This is a genomic window from Saccharothrix sp. ALI-22-I, from assembly GCF_001984175.1.
GTDB lineage: Bacteria > Actinomycetota > Actinomycetes > Mycobacteriales > Pseudonocardiaceae > Actinosynnema.
On record NZ_MTQP01000052.1, the window covers coordinates 77037 to 91389 of the forward strand.

The following is a 14353-nucleotide window of genomic DNA, read 5'->3' on the forward strand; positions in this document are numbered from 1 at the left end:
GGCGCCTAGCGATCCAGCGACGGTACGGGTTTACCGCCCGACGCGAAACCGCCCGCACGGTGATGACCGCCACCCGATCCGTGACTTTCGGTGTGATCCGGGGCTCGGAATCGAGTACGGGATCGAGTCAGAAGCGCGGCCGACCCGGGATGTTTACTGCGCGCAACATTCAGAGCGCGCTCCACCGTCACCGCGTCGTCGGCCACGGCGGTCGTCAAGCTGCCGCCGCGCGCCAGCGGAACCAGGGACCACCAGTCCTCTGAAACCGCTCCCGGAAGGTCTTCGCCCCAACACAGCAGTTCGGTGCCGAGCACTCTGCGCCCGACCAGACCGGCCGGGCTTCGGTCCACTTCGGGCGTTCCCAGATGAGATGTCTGCTTGATTACCGGGCCGTTTCTCCGCACGTCGAGCGTCGTGCTGAGCAACCCGGCCCGCTCGTTCAAACGCCCCAACACGAGAATTTCCCGCGTACGCAGTCGCGCGTCTTCCGCTATCCGCGCGCGGAACACCGCTTCGTGGCACGCTCGGGACGTGATGACGGTGGGCTCCGGCAGGTATTCCAACGACGCGCCCTCGGCCAATTCCACTTCGACGAGCGCACGGCTGCCGCCGGGGTGTTGGCCGGGCAACGCCAGCGTCGCGGCCACTCCGCGCAGCTCCAGCGCCGCGCCGGGCCCGACCCGGATGTGCAACTCCAGGTCGTCACCGCCCAGCGGAGCGGTGATCGAGCTCACCAGGTGCACGAGCGCGGCTTCGTCAGGTCCGCCGGCCGACTGCCGGCTCCGGCCGCGGTGAGGCACGAGGCGAAGCGGCGCCATCGAACGCATCTCGCGCACCACGGTTCGCCCATTCGGGTCGCATTCCACGGTGAGATGAGCCCGCGCCCTCACGAACGCAACCCCTGTGACCCCCGACACGTCCCCCCAAAGGGCGGGATTTCCGCCCACGAATCTCGGGAGAGATCGTGATGAGGAGATTTGTCGCCACCGCCGTGGCGGTGGCAGCCGTACTCGCGGGGACCGGTGGCGTCGCCGTGGCGCAGCCGGGCGAGGTCACCACGTGCCAGTCGGTGGACCTCGACATCAGGTTCGGCCGTGTCGAGGGCGCGGCGGGCACGGTGTACCGGGAGGTCGTGCTCACCAACCGGGGACTGCGCACGTGCGTGCTGCGCGGCTACCCCGGTGTGTCCTATGTGGACGCCGACGGCAACCAGGTGGGCGCCGCCGCCGTACGTGCCGGCGAACGGGGAACGCTGCTCACCCTGCCGCACGGCGCCGCGGCCGTCTCGGACGTCGGGTTCGCCCAGATCGACAACTTCGACCCGGACGTGTGCGACAAGACGCCCGTGTGGGGTGTCCGCGTGTTCCCGCCGGACGCGACCGAGCCGCTGTACCTGGCCATGGCGGACCAGTACGGCTGCGCCGGCGACGTCAGCCCGTTCGGCGATCAACTGACCGCCGCGAGCGTGCGGAGCTGAGCGCGCACCCAGTCGGCCACCGCGGGTGCGTCCGGTGTGTCCACAAGGGACTGGCTGATCACCGGTAGCTCACCGCGCATCCGGTGGGCGTCGGCCGTCATGACACCGAGGTCGGCGCCCACCATCGGCGCGAGGTCGGTCTTGTTGATCACCAGCAGGTCAGCCGTGGTCACGCCGGGGCCGCCCTTGCGCGGCACCTTGTCGCCGCCGGCCACGTCCACCACGAAGATCTGCCGGTCCACCAGGCCGCGGCTGAACACCGCGGTCAGGTTGTCGCCGCCGCTCTCGATGATCACCAGCTCCAGACCGGGGAACCGGTGTTCCAGCAGCTCCACCGCGTCCAGGTTGGCGGTGATGTCGTCGCGGATCGCGGTGTGCGGGCAGGCGCCGGTCTGCACCGCCTCGATCCGGTCGACGTCGAGCACGCCCGCGGCACGCAGGAAGTCGGCGTCCTCGGTCGTGTAGATGTCGTTGGTGACGACGGCGAGGTTCACGCTGCCGCCCAACGCCCGGCACAGCGCGGCGGTCAACGCGGTCTTGCCGCTGCCCACCGGGCCGCCGATGCCGAGGCGGACCGCGCGGTGCTCGTGGTCGCTGTGGTCGTGGGGGTCGTGCCCGGGATCGGCGGGGTCGAAGTTCACCGGGTGCACGTGGTCAGCTGACAAAGAGACGCACCTCTTCGGAGTGGTGTCGGTCGTGCGCCTCGGCCAGCAGGTCCAGGCCGGGCGCGCTGGGCGCGGGGAGGTCTTCGGGCGCGGTGTCGGCGTGGTCGGCCGCCGTCGCGGCCACCGCGTCGATCTCCGGCGCGAGGTGGGCCAGGATCGCGTTCACCCCGAACGGGTCCAGGCCGAGCAGCCGGATCGCGCCGGTCGCCGGTCCGGTCACCGCGTGGTAGGCCACGGTCTGCGCGGCCTCGAACGGATCACCCACGAGTGCGCCGACGATCACCGGGTGGTGTGGCCGTGGCGTGACGCGGAGCAACTCGGTCAACACGGGCGACGGCCAGGCGCGCTTGGCCGCCCGCGCGATCCCGCGCCCCTGCACCCGTGAGGCGTTGCGCTGTGCGGGCGACGGCGTCCGGGCGTCGAACTCGGCGTCCAGTTCCGCGTACCGGCCGCGGGTGGCGGCGGACGCGAACACCGCGCTCAACGCCCCCGCCGTGCGCAGCCTGCCGACCAGGAACGACCGCAACGACCGTTCGTCGGTGACGAGCTTGCGGGCGACGGCCTCCTCCAGCCCGCCCGAGTGGACGTGACCACCGCCGGGGAAGCGGGAGTCCGCGATCATCAACGCCGCGAGGTTCATCAGAACAGGAAGTATCGCTGGGCCATCGGCAGCTCCGACACCGGCTGCGGCTCGACCAGCTCACCGTCGATGCGCACGGCGAAGCTGTCCGGGTCCACCTTGACCTGCGGCATCGCGTCGTTGAGCACCATGTCGGACTTGCTCACACCACGCGTGTCGCCGACCGGCATGAGCGGCCGGGCCAGCCGGAGCATGTCCGCCAGGTCCGCGTCGATGGCCTGCTGCGACACGAAGTGCACGCTGCTGCGGGCGGCCGAGTAGGCGCCGAACATCGGCCGGGCGAAGATCGGCTGCGGGGTCGGGATGGACGCGTTCGCGTCACCCATCGCGGCGTGCGCGATGAACCCGCCCTTGAGCACGAGCGCCGGCCGCACGCCGAAGAACTTCGGCTCCCACAGCACCAGGTCGGCCAGCTTGCCGACCTCCACCGAGCCGACCTCGTGGTCGATGCCGTGCGCGATGGCCGGGTTGATCGTGTACTTGGCCACGTAACGGCGGGCGCGCAGGTTGTCCGGCATGTCGCCGCGCCGCTTCTGCATCACGTGCGCGGTCTGCCACGTCCGGATGATGACCTCGCCGACCCGGCCCATGGCCTGCGCGTCCGAGCTGATCATGGAGATCGCGCCCATGTCGTGCAGGATGTCCTCGGCCGCGATCGTGGTCGGCCGGATGCGGCTCTCCGCGAACGCCAGGTCCTCGGCGATCGACGGGTTGAGGTGGTGGCACACCATCAGCATGTCGAGGTGCTCTTCGAGCGTGTTGATCGTGTGCGGGCGGGTCGGGTTGGTCGACGACGGCAGGATGTTCGGCTCGGACACCACCTGGATGATGTCCGGCGCGTGCCCGCCGCCCGCGCCCTCGGAGTGGTAGGCGTTGATCGACCGGCCGCCGATGGCGTCCAGGGTCGATTCGAGGAACCCGGCCTCGTTCAGCGTGTCGGTGTGGATGGCCACCTGCACGCCCGACTCGTCGGCGATCCGCAGGCACGCGTCGATCGCGGCGGGCGTGGTGCCCCAGTCCTCGTGCAGCTTGAACCCGCCCGCGCCGCCGACGAGCTGTTCGCGCAGCCCGTCCTCGCTGGTGGTGTTGCCCTTGCCGAGCAGCATCACGTTCACCGGCATGTGGTCCATCGAGGCCAGCATCCGGCCCAGGTTCCACGCGCCGGGCGTGACCGTGGTGGCCTTCGTGCCGTCGGTCGGTCCGGTGCCCCCGCCGATCAGCGTGGTCAGGCCGGACGCGATCGCGGTGTCCACGATCTGCGGGCAGATGAAGTGCACGTGGCAGTCGATGCCGCCGGCGGTGAGGATCTTGCCGTTGCCGCTCACGACGTCGGTGGACGGGCCGATGACCAGCGCCGGGTCCACGCCGTCCATGGTGTCCGGGTTGCCGGCCTTGCCGATGCCGACGATCCGGCCGTCCCGCACGCCGATGTCGGCCTTCACCACGCCCCAGTGGTCGAGCACGACCGCACCCGTGATGACCAGGTCCGGCGCGCCCTCGGCGCGGGTGGCGACACCCTGGCCCATCGATTCGCGGATCACCTTGCCGCCGCCGAAGATCACCTCGTCGCCGGAGCCCGCGCCGCGGCTGCGGTCCTCGGTCACCTCGATGAGGATGTCGGTGTCGGCGAGCCGGATCTTGTCGCCGGCCGTCGGGCCGAGCAACTCCGCGTAGCGGCGGCGACTGATGTCGGTCACTTGTCCAGCTCTCCCGCCCACTCGGGCCGCAGACCGGGCACGCGCCGCGCGCCGGCCAGCGGGACCAGGGTCACCTCGCGTTCGACGCCCGGCTCGAACCGCACCGCCGTGCCCGCCGGGATGTCCAGCCGCTTGCCCCACGCGGCCTCCCGGTCGAACTCCAGCCCGGGGTTGACCGCGGCGAAGTGGTAGTGCGAACCGACCTGCACCGGGCGGTCCGCGGCGTTGACCACGACGAGCGTGGTGCGCGGCCGTCCGGGGTTCAACTCGACCGGCTCGTCGCCGGTGATGATCTCGCCAGGTCGCATGCGGCCCCTCCTCACACGATCGGGTCGTGCACGGTCACCAGCTTGGTCCCGTCCGGGAAGGTCGCCTCCACCTGCACGGACTCGATCATCTCCGGCACGCCGTCGAGGACCTGGGCGCGGGTGAGGACGTGCCGCCCGCTGTCCATCAGCTCGCTGACCGAGCGACCGTCCCGGGCGCCTTCGAGCACGTGGTCGGTGATGAGGGCGACCGCCTCCGGGTAGTTCAGGACCACGCCGCGCTCCAGCCGCCTGCGTGCGACGTCGGCCGCGACGTGGACCAGCAGCTTGTCCCGCTCGTGCGGCGTCAGGTGCATGACGGTGGTCTATCACGTGAAACGCCACCACCGCCGCACGGAAACAAGGGCTTAACGATCATCTTTCGTCTGAATCGTTTCCTTGATCGTGACCGACGACACGCGCACCCCCGATTGCCAGCGGGTCTTCCGGGGAGCAAGGTTTCTCCAACTCTTTGCTTTTCGCCGAGAAGGAGCGCACAGCGTGGTGCAGACCGAGGACGACGGTTTCCGGCCAGGTCTGGAGGGCGTGGTCGCCTTCCACACCGAGATCGCCGAACCGGATCGCGACGGTGGCGCCCTGCGCTACCGCGGCGTGGACATCGAGGACCTGGCCGGCCAGGTGAGTTTCGGCAACGTGTGGGCGCTGCTGGTGGACGGCCGGTTCGGGCCGGGTCTGCCGCCCGCCGAGCCGTTCCCCATCCCGGTGCACACCGGTGACGTGCGGGTGGACGTGCAGGCCGCGTTGGCCATGGTGGCACCGATCTGGGGCTACCAGCCGCTGCTGGACATCACCGACGAGCAGGCGCGCGAGCAGCTGGCGCGGGCGTCGGTCATGGCGCTGTCGTACGCGGCGCAGTCCGCGCGGGGCATCGGGCGGCCCGCCGTGCCGCAGCAGCGGATCGACGAGTGCACCACCGTCACCGAGCGGTTCCTCACCCGGTGGCGTGGCGAGCCGGACCCGGCGCACGTGAAGGCGCTGGACTCCTACTGGGTGTCGGCCGCCGAGCACGGGCTGAACGCCTCCACGTTCACCGCGCGGGTGATCGCCTCCACCGGTGCGGACGTCGCGGCGGCCATGTCGGGCGCGATCGGCGCCATGTCCGGCCCGCTGCACGGCGGCGCGCCGGCCCGGGTGCTGCCGATGATCGAGGAGGTCGAGCGGACCGGTGACGCGCGGTCGTTCGTGAAGGGCATCCTCGACCGGGGCGAGCGGCTGATGGGCTTCGGCCACCGGGTGTACCGGGCCGAGGACCCGCGGGCGCGGGTGCTGCGGCGGACGTGCCGGGAGCTGGGCGCGACCCGGTACGAGGCGGCGGACGCGCTGGAGCAGGCGGCGCTGGCCGAGCTGCGCGAGCGGCGGCCGGACCGGGCGATCGAGACCAACGTCGAGTTCTGGGCCGCGGTGATCCTGGACTTCGCCCAGGTGCCGCCGCACATGATGCCCGCGATGTTCACCTGCGCCCGGACCGCCGGGTGGTCGGCGCACATCCTGGAGCAGAAGCGCACCGGCCGGCTGGTGCGGCCGTCGGCGAAGTACGTCGGGCCGGGTCCGCGCAAGCCGTCCGAGGTGGAGGGCTGGGCCGAGATCGCATGACCGTGCGTAGTCGAGGCGTTCGGCCGTTCGTGACGGGAGACACCCGGTTGTCATCGTTCGGCCACTCGGCTGCAACACTGGAGCCCCCGGCAACGGCGCCGGTCGTGCCGACCCCCTCCCCGTAACCGGAGGCTTCGCGATGACCCAGACCGCCGACCCGACCACGTTGGTCCTGCCCTCCGACCTGCTGCCGTCCGACGGCCGGTTCGGCTGCGGGCCCTCCAAGGTCCGTCCCGAGGCGCTGGCGGCCCTCGCGGCCGAGGGCGCCGCGCTCATGGGCACCTCCCACCGGCAGAAGCCGGTGAAGTCACTGGTCGGCTCGGTGCGCGCCGGTCTGCGGGAGCTGTTCTCGCTGCCCGAGGGCTACGAGGTCGTCCTGGGCAACGGCGGCACCACCGCGTTCTGGGACGCCGCCGCGTTCGGCCTGGTGCGCGAGCGCGCCCAGCACTTCACCTACGGCGAGTTCTCGTCGAAGTTCGCCAAGGTGACGTCCGACGCGCCGTTCCTGGGTGACTCGATCGTGGTCAAGGCCGACCCGGGCAGCGCGCCGGAGATCGCCTACGCCGAGGGCGCCGACCTGGTCGGCTGGGCGCACAACGAGACGTCCACCGGTGTCGCGGTGCCCGTGACACGGCCCGCCGGCTCCGACGGCGCGCTGGTCGCCATCGACGCCACCTCGGCCGCGGGCGGCCTGCCGGTCGAGGCGTCGGACTACGACGTCTACTACTTCGCGCCGCAGAAGAACTTCGCCTCCGACGGCGGGCTGTGGATCGCGCTGATGTCGCCGGCCGCGCTGGAGCGCGTCGCGGAGATCGGCGCGTCGGGCCGCTGGGTGCCGGAGTTCCTGTCGCTGACCACGGCGCTGGACAACTCCACCAAGGACCAGACGTACAACACGCCGTCGCTGGCCACGTTGTTCCTGCTGAACAACCAGATCGAGTGGATCCTGGGCAACGGTGGCCTGTCGTGGGCCGTCGAGCGCACCGCCGACTCGTCGTCGCGGCTGTACTCGTGGGCGGAGTCCACGTCGTACACGACGCCGTACGTGGCCGACCCGGCGTACCGCTCGCAGGTCGTCGGCACCGTCGACTTCGACGACTCGGTGGACGCGGCCGCGGTGGCGAAGGTGCTGCGCGCCAACGGCATCGTGGACGTCGAGCCGTACCGCAAGCTGGGCCGCAACCAGCTGCGGGTGGCCATGTTCCCGGCGGTCGAGCCGACCGACGTGAGCACGCTGACCAAGGCCGTCGACTGGGTCGTCTCCCAGCTCTGACTCCGCTTTCGTCCACCGGTGTGGGGGGTCGTCCCGTTTGTCGGGGCGGCCCCCACACCGGTTTCACGCGAGCGCTTCCGTCGGTGACAGCCGCGCCGCCCGCATGGCGGGGTAGGCGCCGGCGACGGCCCCGACGACCATCGCCACCCCCACCCCGCCGAGCAGCGCGGGCAGCGGGACCACGGCAGGCCAGGACTGGCTCGCCGCGTACCCGGCCGTGACCGCGACCCCCACCAGCACGCCGACCAGGCCCCCCGAGCCCGACAGCAGCACCGATTCCGCGAGGAACTGCCCGCGCACCTGCCGACGGGTCGCCCCGAGCGCCCGTCGGAGTCCGATCTCCCGGCGCCGTTCCAGCACCGAGATGACCATCGTGTTGGCCACGCCCACGCCGCCGACCAGCAGCGCGACCCCGCCCAGGCCGAGGAACAGCGCGCTGAACGAGTTCTCCGCCAGGCGTTTCGCGGCCAGCGCGTCGGACGGGCGGTCCACCTTGACCTCGTTCGGCTGCCGGGGGTTGAGGGTGCTGCCGAGCACCTGCCGCACCTCTACGACCGACGCGTCCTCGGCGCGGACGTAGATCGTGCCCGGATGGCCGTCGAAGCCGAGTCGGCGTTCCGCCGTGGTCCAGCCGACCAGCACGGATCGTTCGATCTCCGTGCTGAGCGGCATCGGCCGGAGGATGCCGACGACGGTGAACCACTGGCCGTCGATCCACACCTGGAGGCCGGGGCGGTCGATGCCGAGGCGGGTCGCCGCTACCGAGCCGAGCACCACGCCCGGTGTGTCCGCGTCGAGGAACCGGCCCTGCTCCAGCTCCCCTTGGAGGACGTCGAGCAGGTCTGGTTCGGCGGCGAGCACGGCGAGGCCGGACGTCTCCTCCTCCGGCACGCGGTCGTTGCGGCGAACCGTGTGCCCGGTCTTGCCGGTGCCGCCGGCCGCCAGGACCGGGCCGATGCGCTTGGCCATCGGCACGGCCGTCTTCGGCAGCTTCGCCTCCGCGCCGAGGAACGTCTGGCCGGGTTCGGCGTGCAGGAGGTTCGTGCCGAGCCGGTTCAGCTCGTCCTGGAGGGCCCGCTGGCCGGACGCGGGGATGCCGACGACCGCGACGACGGCCGCGATGCCGATGGCGATGCCCAACGCGGACAACACGGCTCTCAGCGGGCGGGTGCGCATGCCGTGGAAACCGAGCGCGGCGATGTCCCTGGCCCCGAGCCGGGTGGGCGCGGGCGTCGGCTCCGGCGCGACCGCGAGCGGGGGCGCGGAGGTGGTCACGCGATCACCCCATCCCGAACCCCGAACCGGAGCCGCGCAGACCCCGACCCCGACACAACACCGACCAACAGCGCGGAAGCGCTCACACGATCACCCCGTCGCGGACTTCGACCTGGCGCGGGGCGCGGGCCGCGATCTCCCGGTCGTGGGTGATGATCACGACGGTGGTGCCGGCCGCGTTCAGCTCGCCGAGCACGTCGAGCACTCCTTGGCCGTTGCGGCTGTCGAGGTTGCCGGTCGGCTCGTCGGCTAGCAGGACCGCGGGCCGGTTCACCACGGCGCGGGCGATCGCGACCCGCTGACGCTCACCGCCGGACAGCTCGTTCGGCCGGTGCGTGGCCCGGTGGGCGAGTCCGACCCGTTCGAGGGCCACCGCGGCGAGTTCCCGTCTCCTGCCGCGCGGCACGCCCGCGTAGAGCAGGCCGGAGGCGACGTTGTCGACCGCCGGCAGCCCGTCGGACAGGTAGAACTGCTGGAAGACGAACCCGATCCACCGCGAGCGCAACGCGGACAGCCGCCGGTCCGGCAGCCGGGCCACGTCGTGCCCGCGGATCTCCACCCGGCCGGTGGTGGGCCGGTCGAGCGTGCCCATGAGCTGGAGCAGGGTGGACTTGCCGGAGCCCGAGGGCCCGACGATCGCCACCAACTCCCCCGCCGCCACGGTGAGCGAGACGTTCCGCAGCGCCTCCACCCCGCCCGGGTAGGTCCGGCCGACCTGGTCCACGACGATCACGACGTCGTCACCACCCGGGTGCCCTCGGTCAGGCCGGCGCCGGTGACCTCGACCCTGCCCTTGGCGAACAGGCCCGTCTCCACCGGGATCAGGGTGTGGTCGTCCGCCTTCTCCACCGCGTACCCGCCCTCGGCCAGGGCCAGCAGCGCGCCCACCGGGACGATCAGCACTCCCTCCCGCTTGCCGACGGTGAACAGGACGGTGGTGGACACGGCGTCCTGGTTGCCGGCGGCTGCCTGGTCGTCCAGGGCAATGGTCACGGTGATCTTCGCCTTCTCGCCCGGGTTGGTCGGCTCCGGGCCCGGCGTCACCGCGGTGACGGTGCCGGTGGTGGCCCCGCCGTCGGTGATGTTCAACTCGACCTTCTCGCCGACCTTGGCGAACCGCTGCTTCGCCTTCTCGATCTCCGCCGAGACGACCCGGTCGGTGCCGGTGACCTTCATCAGGTCGCCGGCGCCGGGAGCGCCCAGCGGCGCCGTCACCGAGGCCACCCGGATGGCCGACGGTTCGATCACCACGTCGCCCGGCGCGATCCGACCGGTCTGCTCCAGGCCGTTCGCCTTCTGCCACTGCTTGACCGCCGTCGCGGTCACGTTCGTGTACTTCTCGTCCGGCGTGCCGAAACCGGTGTGCCCGAGTGCGGCCAGGTTCTCCTCGATCAGCTTCACGTCCGGGCCGTTGGCCACGCCCGCCGACAGGTCGCGGTAGAGCGGAAGCCCGCCGTAGAACAGCGGCACCGGCTTGGCGTCCACCCAGTACACCGGCTTGCCCCGGTCCAGGACCGTGCCTGCGGCGGGCAGCGCGGTGACGGTTCCGGGTCTGCGGCCGGTCAGCGCGCGTTCCGCGCCGTACGCCAACGACCCCGTCACCGACTGCTGGTCGGCTATGTCGCCCTTGACCACCTCGGTGGTCTCGGGTGGCTCCGCCTTCGCCACCCCACCGCCCTTCTCCCCGGCGTTGACCCTGGTCATGGCCACCGCGGCGGCGGTGCCCAGCAGGGCGACCGCGACCACGCCGACGACCAGCCACCTGCTCCGCTCAGCCACCGGCCACCGCCCCGGTGCCGAAGCCGCACTCCTCCATCGCCTTGCGGGACTCCTCCGAATCGTCGAACGGCAGCCCGATGGCGGCGCCGTTGTCGAAGTCCGGCTCCTCGACCTCGAAACCCTTGTCCCGCAGGCACTTGATCTGCTCCCGCATCTTGTCCATCTCCTCCGGCGACGGCTCCCGCATCTCACCGCCGCTGGGCATGAACTCCTTGCACGCCTCCTCCGCCTTCTTCATCGCCTCCTGGTCGATGGCGCCGCCGGCCCTGGCGGCCACACCGCCCTTGCCGTCGAACTCCGGGTCGGGCATGTCGACGCCGTTCTCGCGCATGCACTTGGCGAACGCGCGCATCTTGTCCTCGTCCAGCTCGCCGTCGCCCGCGACGGGCACGGGCGAGCTGGTCGACGCGCCGCCCGAGACCGAGGCGACCTTGTCGCCTTCCGGCGGAGTGCCGCACGCGGTCAGCGCCAGCAGCGCGGCGGCCAGGACGATCCATGTCGGTTTTCGCATGGCCACAGGTCTACGGACCGGGTGATTCGGAGCCGATAAGCGAATCCGCTTATCCGCCGCTTATGCCCCTTCCCGCCACACTGTCGCCATGCGGGTCCTGGTGGTCGAAGACGAACGGCTCATGGCGGACTCGATCGCCGAGGGCCTGCGCAGGCTCGCGATGGCGGTCGACGTCTGCTACGACGGCGGCGCGGCGTTGGAACGGGTGGGTGTGCACGACTACGACGTGGTCGTGCTCGACCGCGACCTGCCGGTCGCGCACGGCGACGACGTGTGCGCGGCGGTGCTGGAGGCGGGCGGCGAGACGCGGGTGCTGATGCTGACCGCCGCCGCCGAGGTGGAGGACCGGGTTATGGGCCTGGGCCTCGGCGCGGACGACTACCTGACCAAGCCGTTCGCGTTCGCCGAGCTGGTCGCGCGGGTGCAGGCGCTGGCCAGGCGGGCTCGGCCGGCGTTGCCGCCGGTGCTGCGCCGGGCGGGCGTGGTGCTCGACCTGCCGCGCCACCAGGTCGCCCGCGACGGGCGGTTCGTGCAGCTGTCCCGCAAGGAGTTCGCCGTGCTGGAGGTGCTGATGAAAGCGGAGGGGACGGTGGTGACCGCCGAAGACCTGCTGGAGAAGGCGTGGGACGAGCACGCGGACCCGTTCACGAACGCGGTCCGGGTGGCCGTGATGACGCTGCGGCGCAAGCTGGGCGAGCCGGGGCTGATCGAGACCGTGCCCGGCGCCGGGTACCGGTTCGCGTGAACGGGCTGCGGCTGTCGGTCCGGGCCAGGCTCACCGCCTGGTACGGCGGGTTCTTCCTGCTCGCCGGCGTGGTCCTGGTGACGCTGAACTACCTGCTGGTCAGCTCTCAGTTGCCGGACGTCGCCACGTACGCGGTCGCGCAGCACGTCGACGGGACGGTGATGCCGGGCGTGGCGTCGGAAGCGGCGGTGGCCGCGACGCTGCAGGACTACAAGTCCTCGGCGCTCAGCACGCTGCTCGTGCAGTCCGGTGTCGGCCTGCTGCTCGCCACGGCGTTCGCCGGGATCGTCGGGTGGCTGATGGCCAGCCGGGTGCTCCAGCCGCTGCACGAGATCACCGCGACCGCGCTCCGGCTGGAGGCCGGGGACCTGGACCGGCGGATCAACCTGGACGGGCCGGACGACGAGCTCAAGGAGCTGGCCGACACCTTCGACGGCATGCTCGACCGGCTGGCCACCTCGTTCGACAGCCAGAAGCGGTTCGTCGCGAACGCCTCGCACGAGCTGCGCACCCCGCTGGCCGTCCAGCGGACCCTGGTGGAGGTCGCGCTCGACGACCCGTACGCGTCCGCGGACGTGAAACGGCTCGGCGAGCACCTGCTCGCCACCAACGCGCGCTCCGAACGGCTGATCGACGGCCTGCTGCTGCTCGCCCGCAGCGACCGCGGCCTGGACCGGCGCGACTCGGTGCGCTTCGACCTGCTGGTCGACCAGGTGCTTCGGGAAGCCGCACGCGGCGAGGGCCTGTACTTCGGCAGCGACCTGGAGCCGCTGGAGGTGCCCGGCGACCACGTGCTGCTCATGCACATGGTGGTCAACCTGGTGCGCAACGCGGTCCTGCACAACCACCCCGGTGGCAACGTGTCGGTGCAAGTCAAGGCTCACGGACGGCCCGCGCTCGTGGTCGCCAACACCGGGCGGGTGCTGCCCGACGACGTGGTGCCCGGCCTGTTCGAGCCGTTCCGGCGGATGCCCGGCGCCACCACGCCCGGCGCGGGACTGGGCCTGTCCATCGTCCGCTCGATCGCGCATGCTCATCAGGGCACGGTCACCGCGGAGGCCATCCCGGACGGCGGGCTGGTCGTCGAGGTGAACCTTCCGGTAACGGACGTGCGGACACCGCCGACATACGGCAAGATCACATGAAGATATCGGTGAACACGGCGAGTCTCCAACGTCAAGGCGGCACGCCGCATTAACGTCAGTACCTGGCGAGGTGAGTCATTCGGGAGGCCATGATGCGAGCGTTGCGAGTCATCGGGCTCGAAGACGACGGCAAGTCCGTCATCCTAGAGGACCCGGATCGCGGCGAGCGCTTTGTGCTCCCCGCTGACGAACGGCTGCGCGCGGCGGCGCGAGGCGACCTCACCCGACTCGGCCAGATCGAGATCGAGGTGGAGAGCCAGATGCGGCCCCGGGAGATCCAGGCGCGCATCCGCGCCGGTGAATCCGTGGCCCAGGTCGCGGCGGCGGCGGGCCTGCCGACCCACCGGGTCGAGCGGTACGCCTACCCCGTGCTGCTGGAGCGGTCCCGCACGGCTGACCTGGCCCAACGCGCCCACCCCGTCCGCGAGGACGGGCCGGACGTGCAGACGCTCGGCGAGGTCGTGGCGCACTCCTTCGGCCTGCGCGGCCAGGAGTACGCGGACGTGAGCTGGGACTCCTGGCGCGGCGAGGACGGCCGATGGGTCGTCCAACTGCACTGGACCGCGGGCAGATCGGACAACCTCGCGCACTGGGCGTTCCACCCCGGCGCGCAGGGCGGCACGGTGACCGCGTTGGACGACGGCGCCATGGAACTCATGGACCCCAACCCCAACCGGACACTGCGCACCGTCCGGCCGGTGACCCAACTGGCCCGCCAGGCACTGGAGCTGGAGAAGCAGCAGGAACCGGAAATCCTCGCTCGCGAGGAGCCGACCCCACCGCCGCCTCCCCCGCCCCCGGTGCAGGAACCGCTACCCGTAGCGGAGCCCGCGCCGGTAGCCGAAGAGCCACCCGCACCCACCCCGGCAGCGACCCCGCAACAGCCCGCCGCCGGCGCAAAGCCGCAACCGGCCCGCAAGGACCCGCCACCCAAGCGCGGCAAGAAGAACCACCCGATCGTGCCGTCGTGGGAAGACGTCCTCCTGGGCGTCCGCTCCACCCGCGGCTAGCACCCGGGTCGAACCACCGGAAGGGCCTCCGCCAAAGCGGAGGCCCTTTTCGCGTACTGGCCCGCAAGCCCAAGCGCCCCCACCAGCCCACAACGGACCCGCAGGTGGCCGACGAGGCTCGATTTGACATGGGTTCGGGTGCCTTAGGCTGGTCGTAAGGGCCCCATGTCAAATCGAGCCGGACCCAACCCCGAACCGGTTTACCACGAGTGATCAA

At 71.5% G+C, this 14353-nt stretch carries 16 protein-coding genes; 6 read left to right on the forward strand and 10 right to left on the reverse strand.

Translation table 11 applies throughout. The features are described 5' to 3' along the window. Positions 1–5: 5 nt before the first annotated feature. A complete protein-coding gene (locus tag ALI22I_RS12115) occupies positions 6–890 on the reverse strand; it encodes an urease accessory protein UreD (protein ID WP_083751665.1) in 885 nt (294 codons plus the stop codon). Positions 891–967: 77 nt separating this feature from the next. Between ALI22I_RS12115 and ALI22I_RS12120 the strand changes: the two genes are divergently transcribed. Continuing rightward, the gene (locus ALI22I_RS12120; RefSeq protein WP_077005567.1) at positions 968–1477 is read left to right on the forward strand and encodes a DUF4232 domain-containing protein; all 510 of its coding nucleotides are present in this window, start codon (positions 968–970) and stop codon (positions 1475–1477) included. Here the strand turns inward: ALI22I_RS12120 and ureG are convergent. The 5 genes from ureG to ALI22I_RS12145 are packed head-to-tail and all read right to left on the reverse strand — an operon-like array spanning position 1447 to position 5101. After that, positions 1447–2127, reverse strand: a complete 681-nt coding sequence (ureG, locus tag ALI22I_RS12125) for an urease accessory protein UreG (protein ID WP_077005568.1) — start codon at positions 2125–2127, stop codon at positions 1447–1449. The genes ALI22I_RS12120 and ureG overlap by 31 nt on opposite strands. 4 nt (positions 2128–2131) lie before the next feature. Further along, the gene (locus ALI22I_RS12130) at positions 2132–2782 is read right to left on the reverse strand and encodes an urease accessory protein UreF (RefSeq protein WP_077005569.1); all 651 of its coding nucleotides are present in this window, start codon (positions 2780–2782) and stop codon (positions 2132–2134) included. Next, positions 2782–4479 carry an urease subunit alpha gene (locus ALI22I_RS12135; RefSeq protein WP_077005570.1) on the reverse strand — a complete coding sequence of 566 codons (1698 nt, stop codon included), beginning with the start codon at positions 4477–4479 and terminating at the stop codon, positions 2782–2784. The genes ALI22I_RS12130 and ALI22I_RS12135 overlap by 1 nt, the downstream gene beginning before the upstream one ends. Then, complete coding sequence (locus tag ALI22I_RS12140; protein ID WP_077005571.1) at positions 4476–4787, reverse strand: urease subunit beta; 312 nt, start codon at positions 4785–4787, stop codon at positions 4476–4478. The genes ALI22I_RS12135 and ALI22I_RS12140 overlap by 4 nt, the downstream gene beginning before the upstream one ends. Before the next feature lie 11 nt (positions 4788–4798). After that, entirely contained in the window at positions 4799–5101 is a 303-nt protein-coding gene (locus ALI22I_RS12145) for an urease subunit gamma (RefSeq protein WP_077005572.1), read from the reverse strand. Positions 5102–5285: 184 nt separating this feature from the next. Here ALI22I_RS12145 and ALI22I_RS12150 point away from each other — a divergent pair, with 184 nt between their 5' ends. Together ALI22I_RS12150 and serC are read left to right on the forward strand one after the other, a co-directional pair. Then, on the forward strand, positions 5286–6398 hold the full coding sequence (locus ALI22I_RS12150; protein WP_077005573.1) for a citrate synthase 2: 1113 nt from the start codon (positions 5286–5288) through the stop codon (positions 6396–6398). 139 nt (positions 6399–6537) lie between these two features. Beyond that, the gene (gene serC / locus ALI22I_RS12155; RefSeq protein WP_077005574.1) at positions 6538–7671 is read left to right on the forward strand and encodes a phosphoserine transaminase; all 1134 of its coding nucleotides are present in this window, start codon (positions 6538–6540) and stop codon (positions 7669–7671) included. 63 nt (positions 7672–7734) lie between these two features. Here serC and ALI22I_RS12160 read toward each other — a convergent pair whose 3' ends face one another. The 4 genes from ALI22I_RS12160 to ALI22I_RS12175 form a co-directional block, all read right to left on the reverse strand. Beyond that, positions 7735–8847, reverse strand: a complete 1113-nt coding sequence (locus ALI22I_RS12160; protein ID WP_083751667.1) for an ABC transporter permease — start codon at positions 8845–8847, stop codon at positions 7735–7737. Between the two features lie 181 nt (positions 8848–9028). Further along, positions 9029–9679, reverse strand: coding sequence for an ABC transporter ATP-binding protein (locus ALI22I_RS49115; RefSeq protein WP_077005576.1), 651 nt, complete (start codon positions 9677–9679; stop codon positions 9029–9031). Continuing rightward, the gene (locus ALI22I_RS12170; RefSeq protein WP_077005577.1) at positions 9676–10725 is read right to left on the reverse strand and encodes a peptidoglycan-binding domain-containing protein; all 1050 of its coding nucleotides are present in this window, start codon (positions 10723–10725) and stop codon (positions 9676–9678) included. Before ALI22I_RS12170 ends, ALI22I_RS49115 begins: the two co-directional genes overlap by 4 nt. Continuing rightward, entirely contained in the window at positions 10718–11236 is a 519-nt protein-coding gene (locus tag ALI22I_RS12175; protein WP_077005646.1) for a hypothetical protein, read from the reverse strand. Before ALI22I_RS12175 ends, ALI22I_RS12170 begins: the two co-directional genes overlap by 8 nt. 88 nt (positions 11237–11324) lie before the next feature. On the opposite strand from ALI22I_RS12175, the gene ALI22I_RS12180 reads away from it, so the two are divergent. From ALI22I_RS12180 to sepH, 3 genes are all read left to right on the forward strand, one after another. Next, positions 11325–11981: a response regulator transcription factor gene (locus ALI22I_RS12180; protein ID WP_077005578.1), complete on the forward strand. Its 657-nt coding sequence runs from the start codon at positions 11325–11327 to the stop codon at positions 11979–11981. After that, positions 11978–13126, forward strand: coding sequence for a sensor histidine kinase (locus ALI22I_RS12185; RefSeq protein ID WP_077005579.1), 1149 nt, complete (start codon positions 11978–11980; stop codon positions 13124–13126). Before ALI22I_RS12180 ends, ALI22I_RS12185 begins: the two co-directional genes overlap by 4 nt. A gap of 92 nt (positions 13127–13218) precedes the next feature. Continuing rightward, complete coding sequence (sepH, locus tag ALI22I_RS12190) at positions 13219–14136, forward strand: septation protein SepH (RefSeq protein WP_077005647.1); 918 nt, start codon at positions 13219–13221, stop codon at positions 14134–14136. Positions 14137–14353: the final 217 nt, after the last annotated feature.

Excerpts from the sequence above, each read along its gene's own strand:
- sepH (WP_077005647.1), top strand. The coding sequence starts at position 13,219 with ATGCGAGCGTTGCGAGTCATCGGGCTCGAAGACGACGGCAAGTCCGTC.
- ALI22I_RS12145 (WP_077005572.1), bottom strand. The coding sequence starts at position 5,101 with ATGCACCTGACGCCGCACGAGCGGGACAAGCTGCTGGTCCACGTCGCG.
- ALI22I_RS12140 (WP_077005571.1), bottom strand. The coding sequence starts at position 4,787 with ATGCGACCTGGCGAGATCATCACCGGCGACGAGCCGGTCGAGTTGAAC.
- ALI22I_RS12120 (WP_077005567.1), top strand. The coding sequence starts at position 968 with ATGAGGAGATTTGTCGCCACCGCCGTGGCGGTGGCAGCCGTACTCGCG.
- serC (WP_077005574.1), top strand. The coding sequence starts at position 6,538 with ATGACCCAGACCGCCGACCCGACCACGTTGGTCCTGCCCTCCGACCTG.
- ALI22I_RS12130 (WP_077005569.1), bottom strand. The coding sequence starts at position 2,782 with ATGAACCTCGCGGCGTTGATGATCGCGGACTCCCGCTTCCCCGGCGGT.
- ALI22I_RS12160 (WP_083751667.1), bottom strand. The coding sequence starts at position 8,847 with ATGCGCACCCGCCCGCTGAGAGCCGTGTTGTCCGCGTTGGGCATCGCC.
- ALI22I_RS12175 (WP_077005646.1), bottom strand. The coding sequence starts at position 11,236 with ATGCGAAAACCGACATGGATCGTCCTGGCCGCCGCGCTGCTGGCGCTG.
- ALI22I_RS12180 (WP_077005578.1), top strand. The coding sequence starts at position 11,325 with ATGCGGGTCCTGGTGGTCGAAGACGAACGGCTCATGGCGGACTCGATC.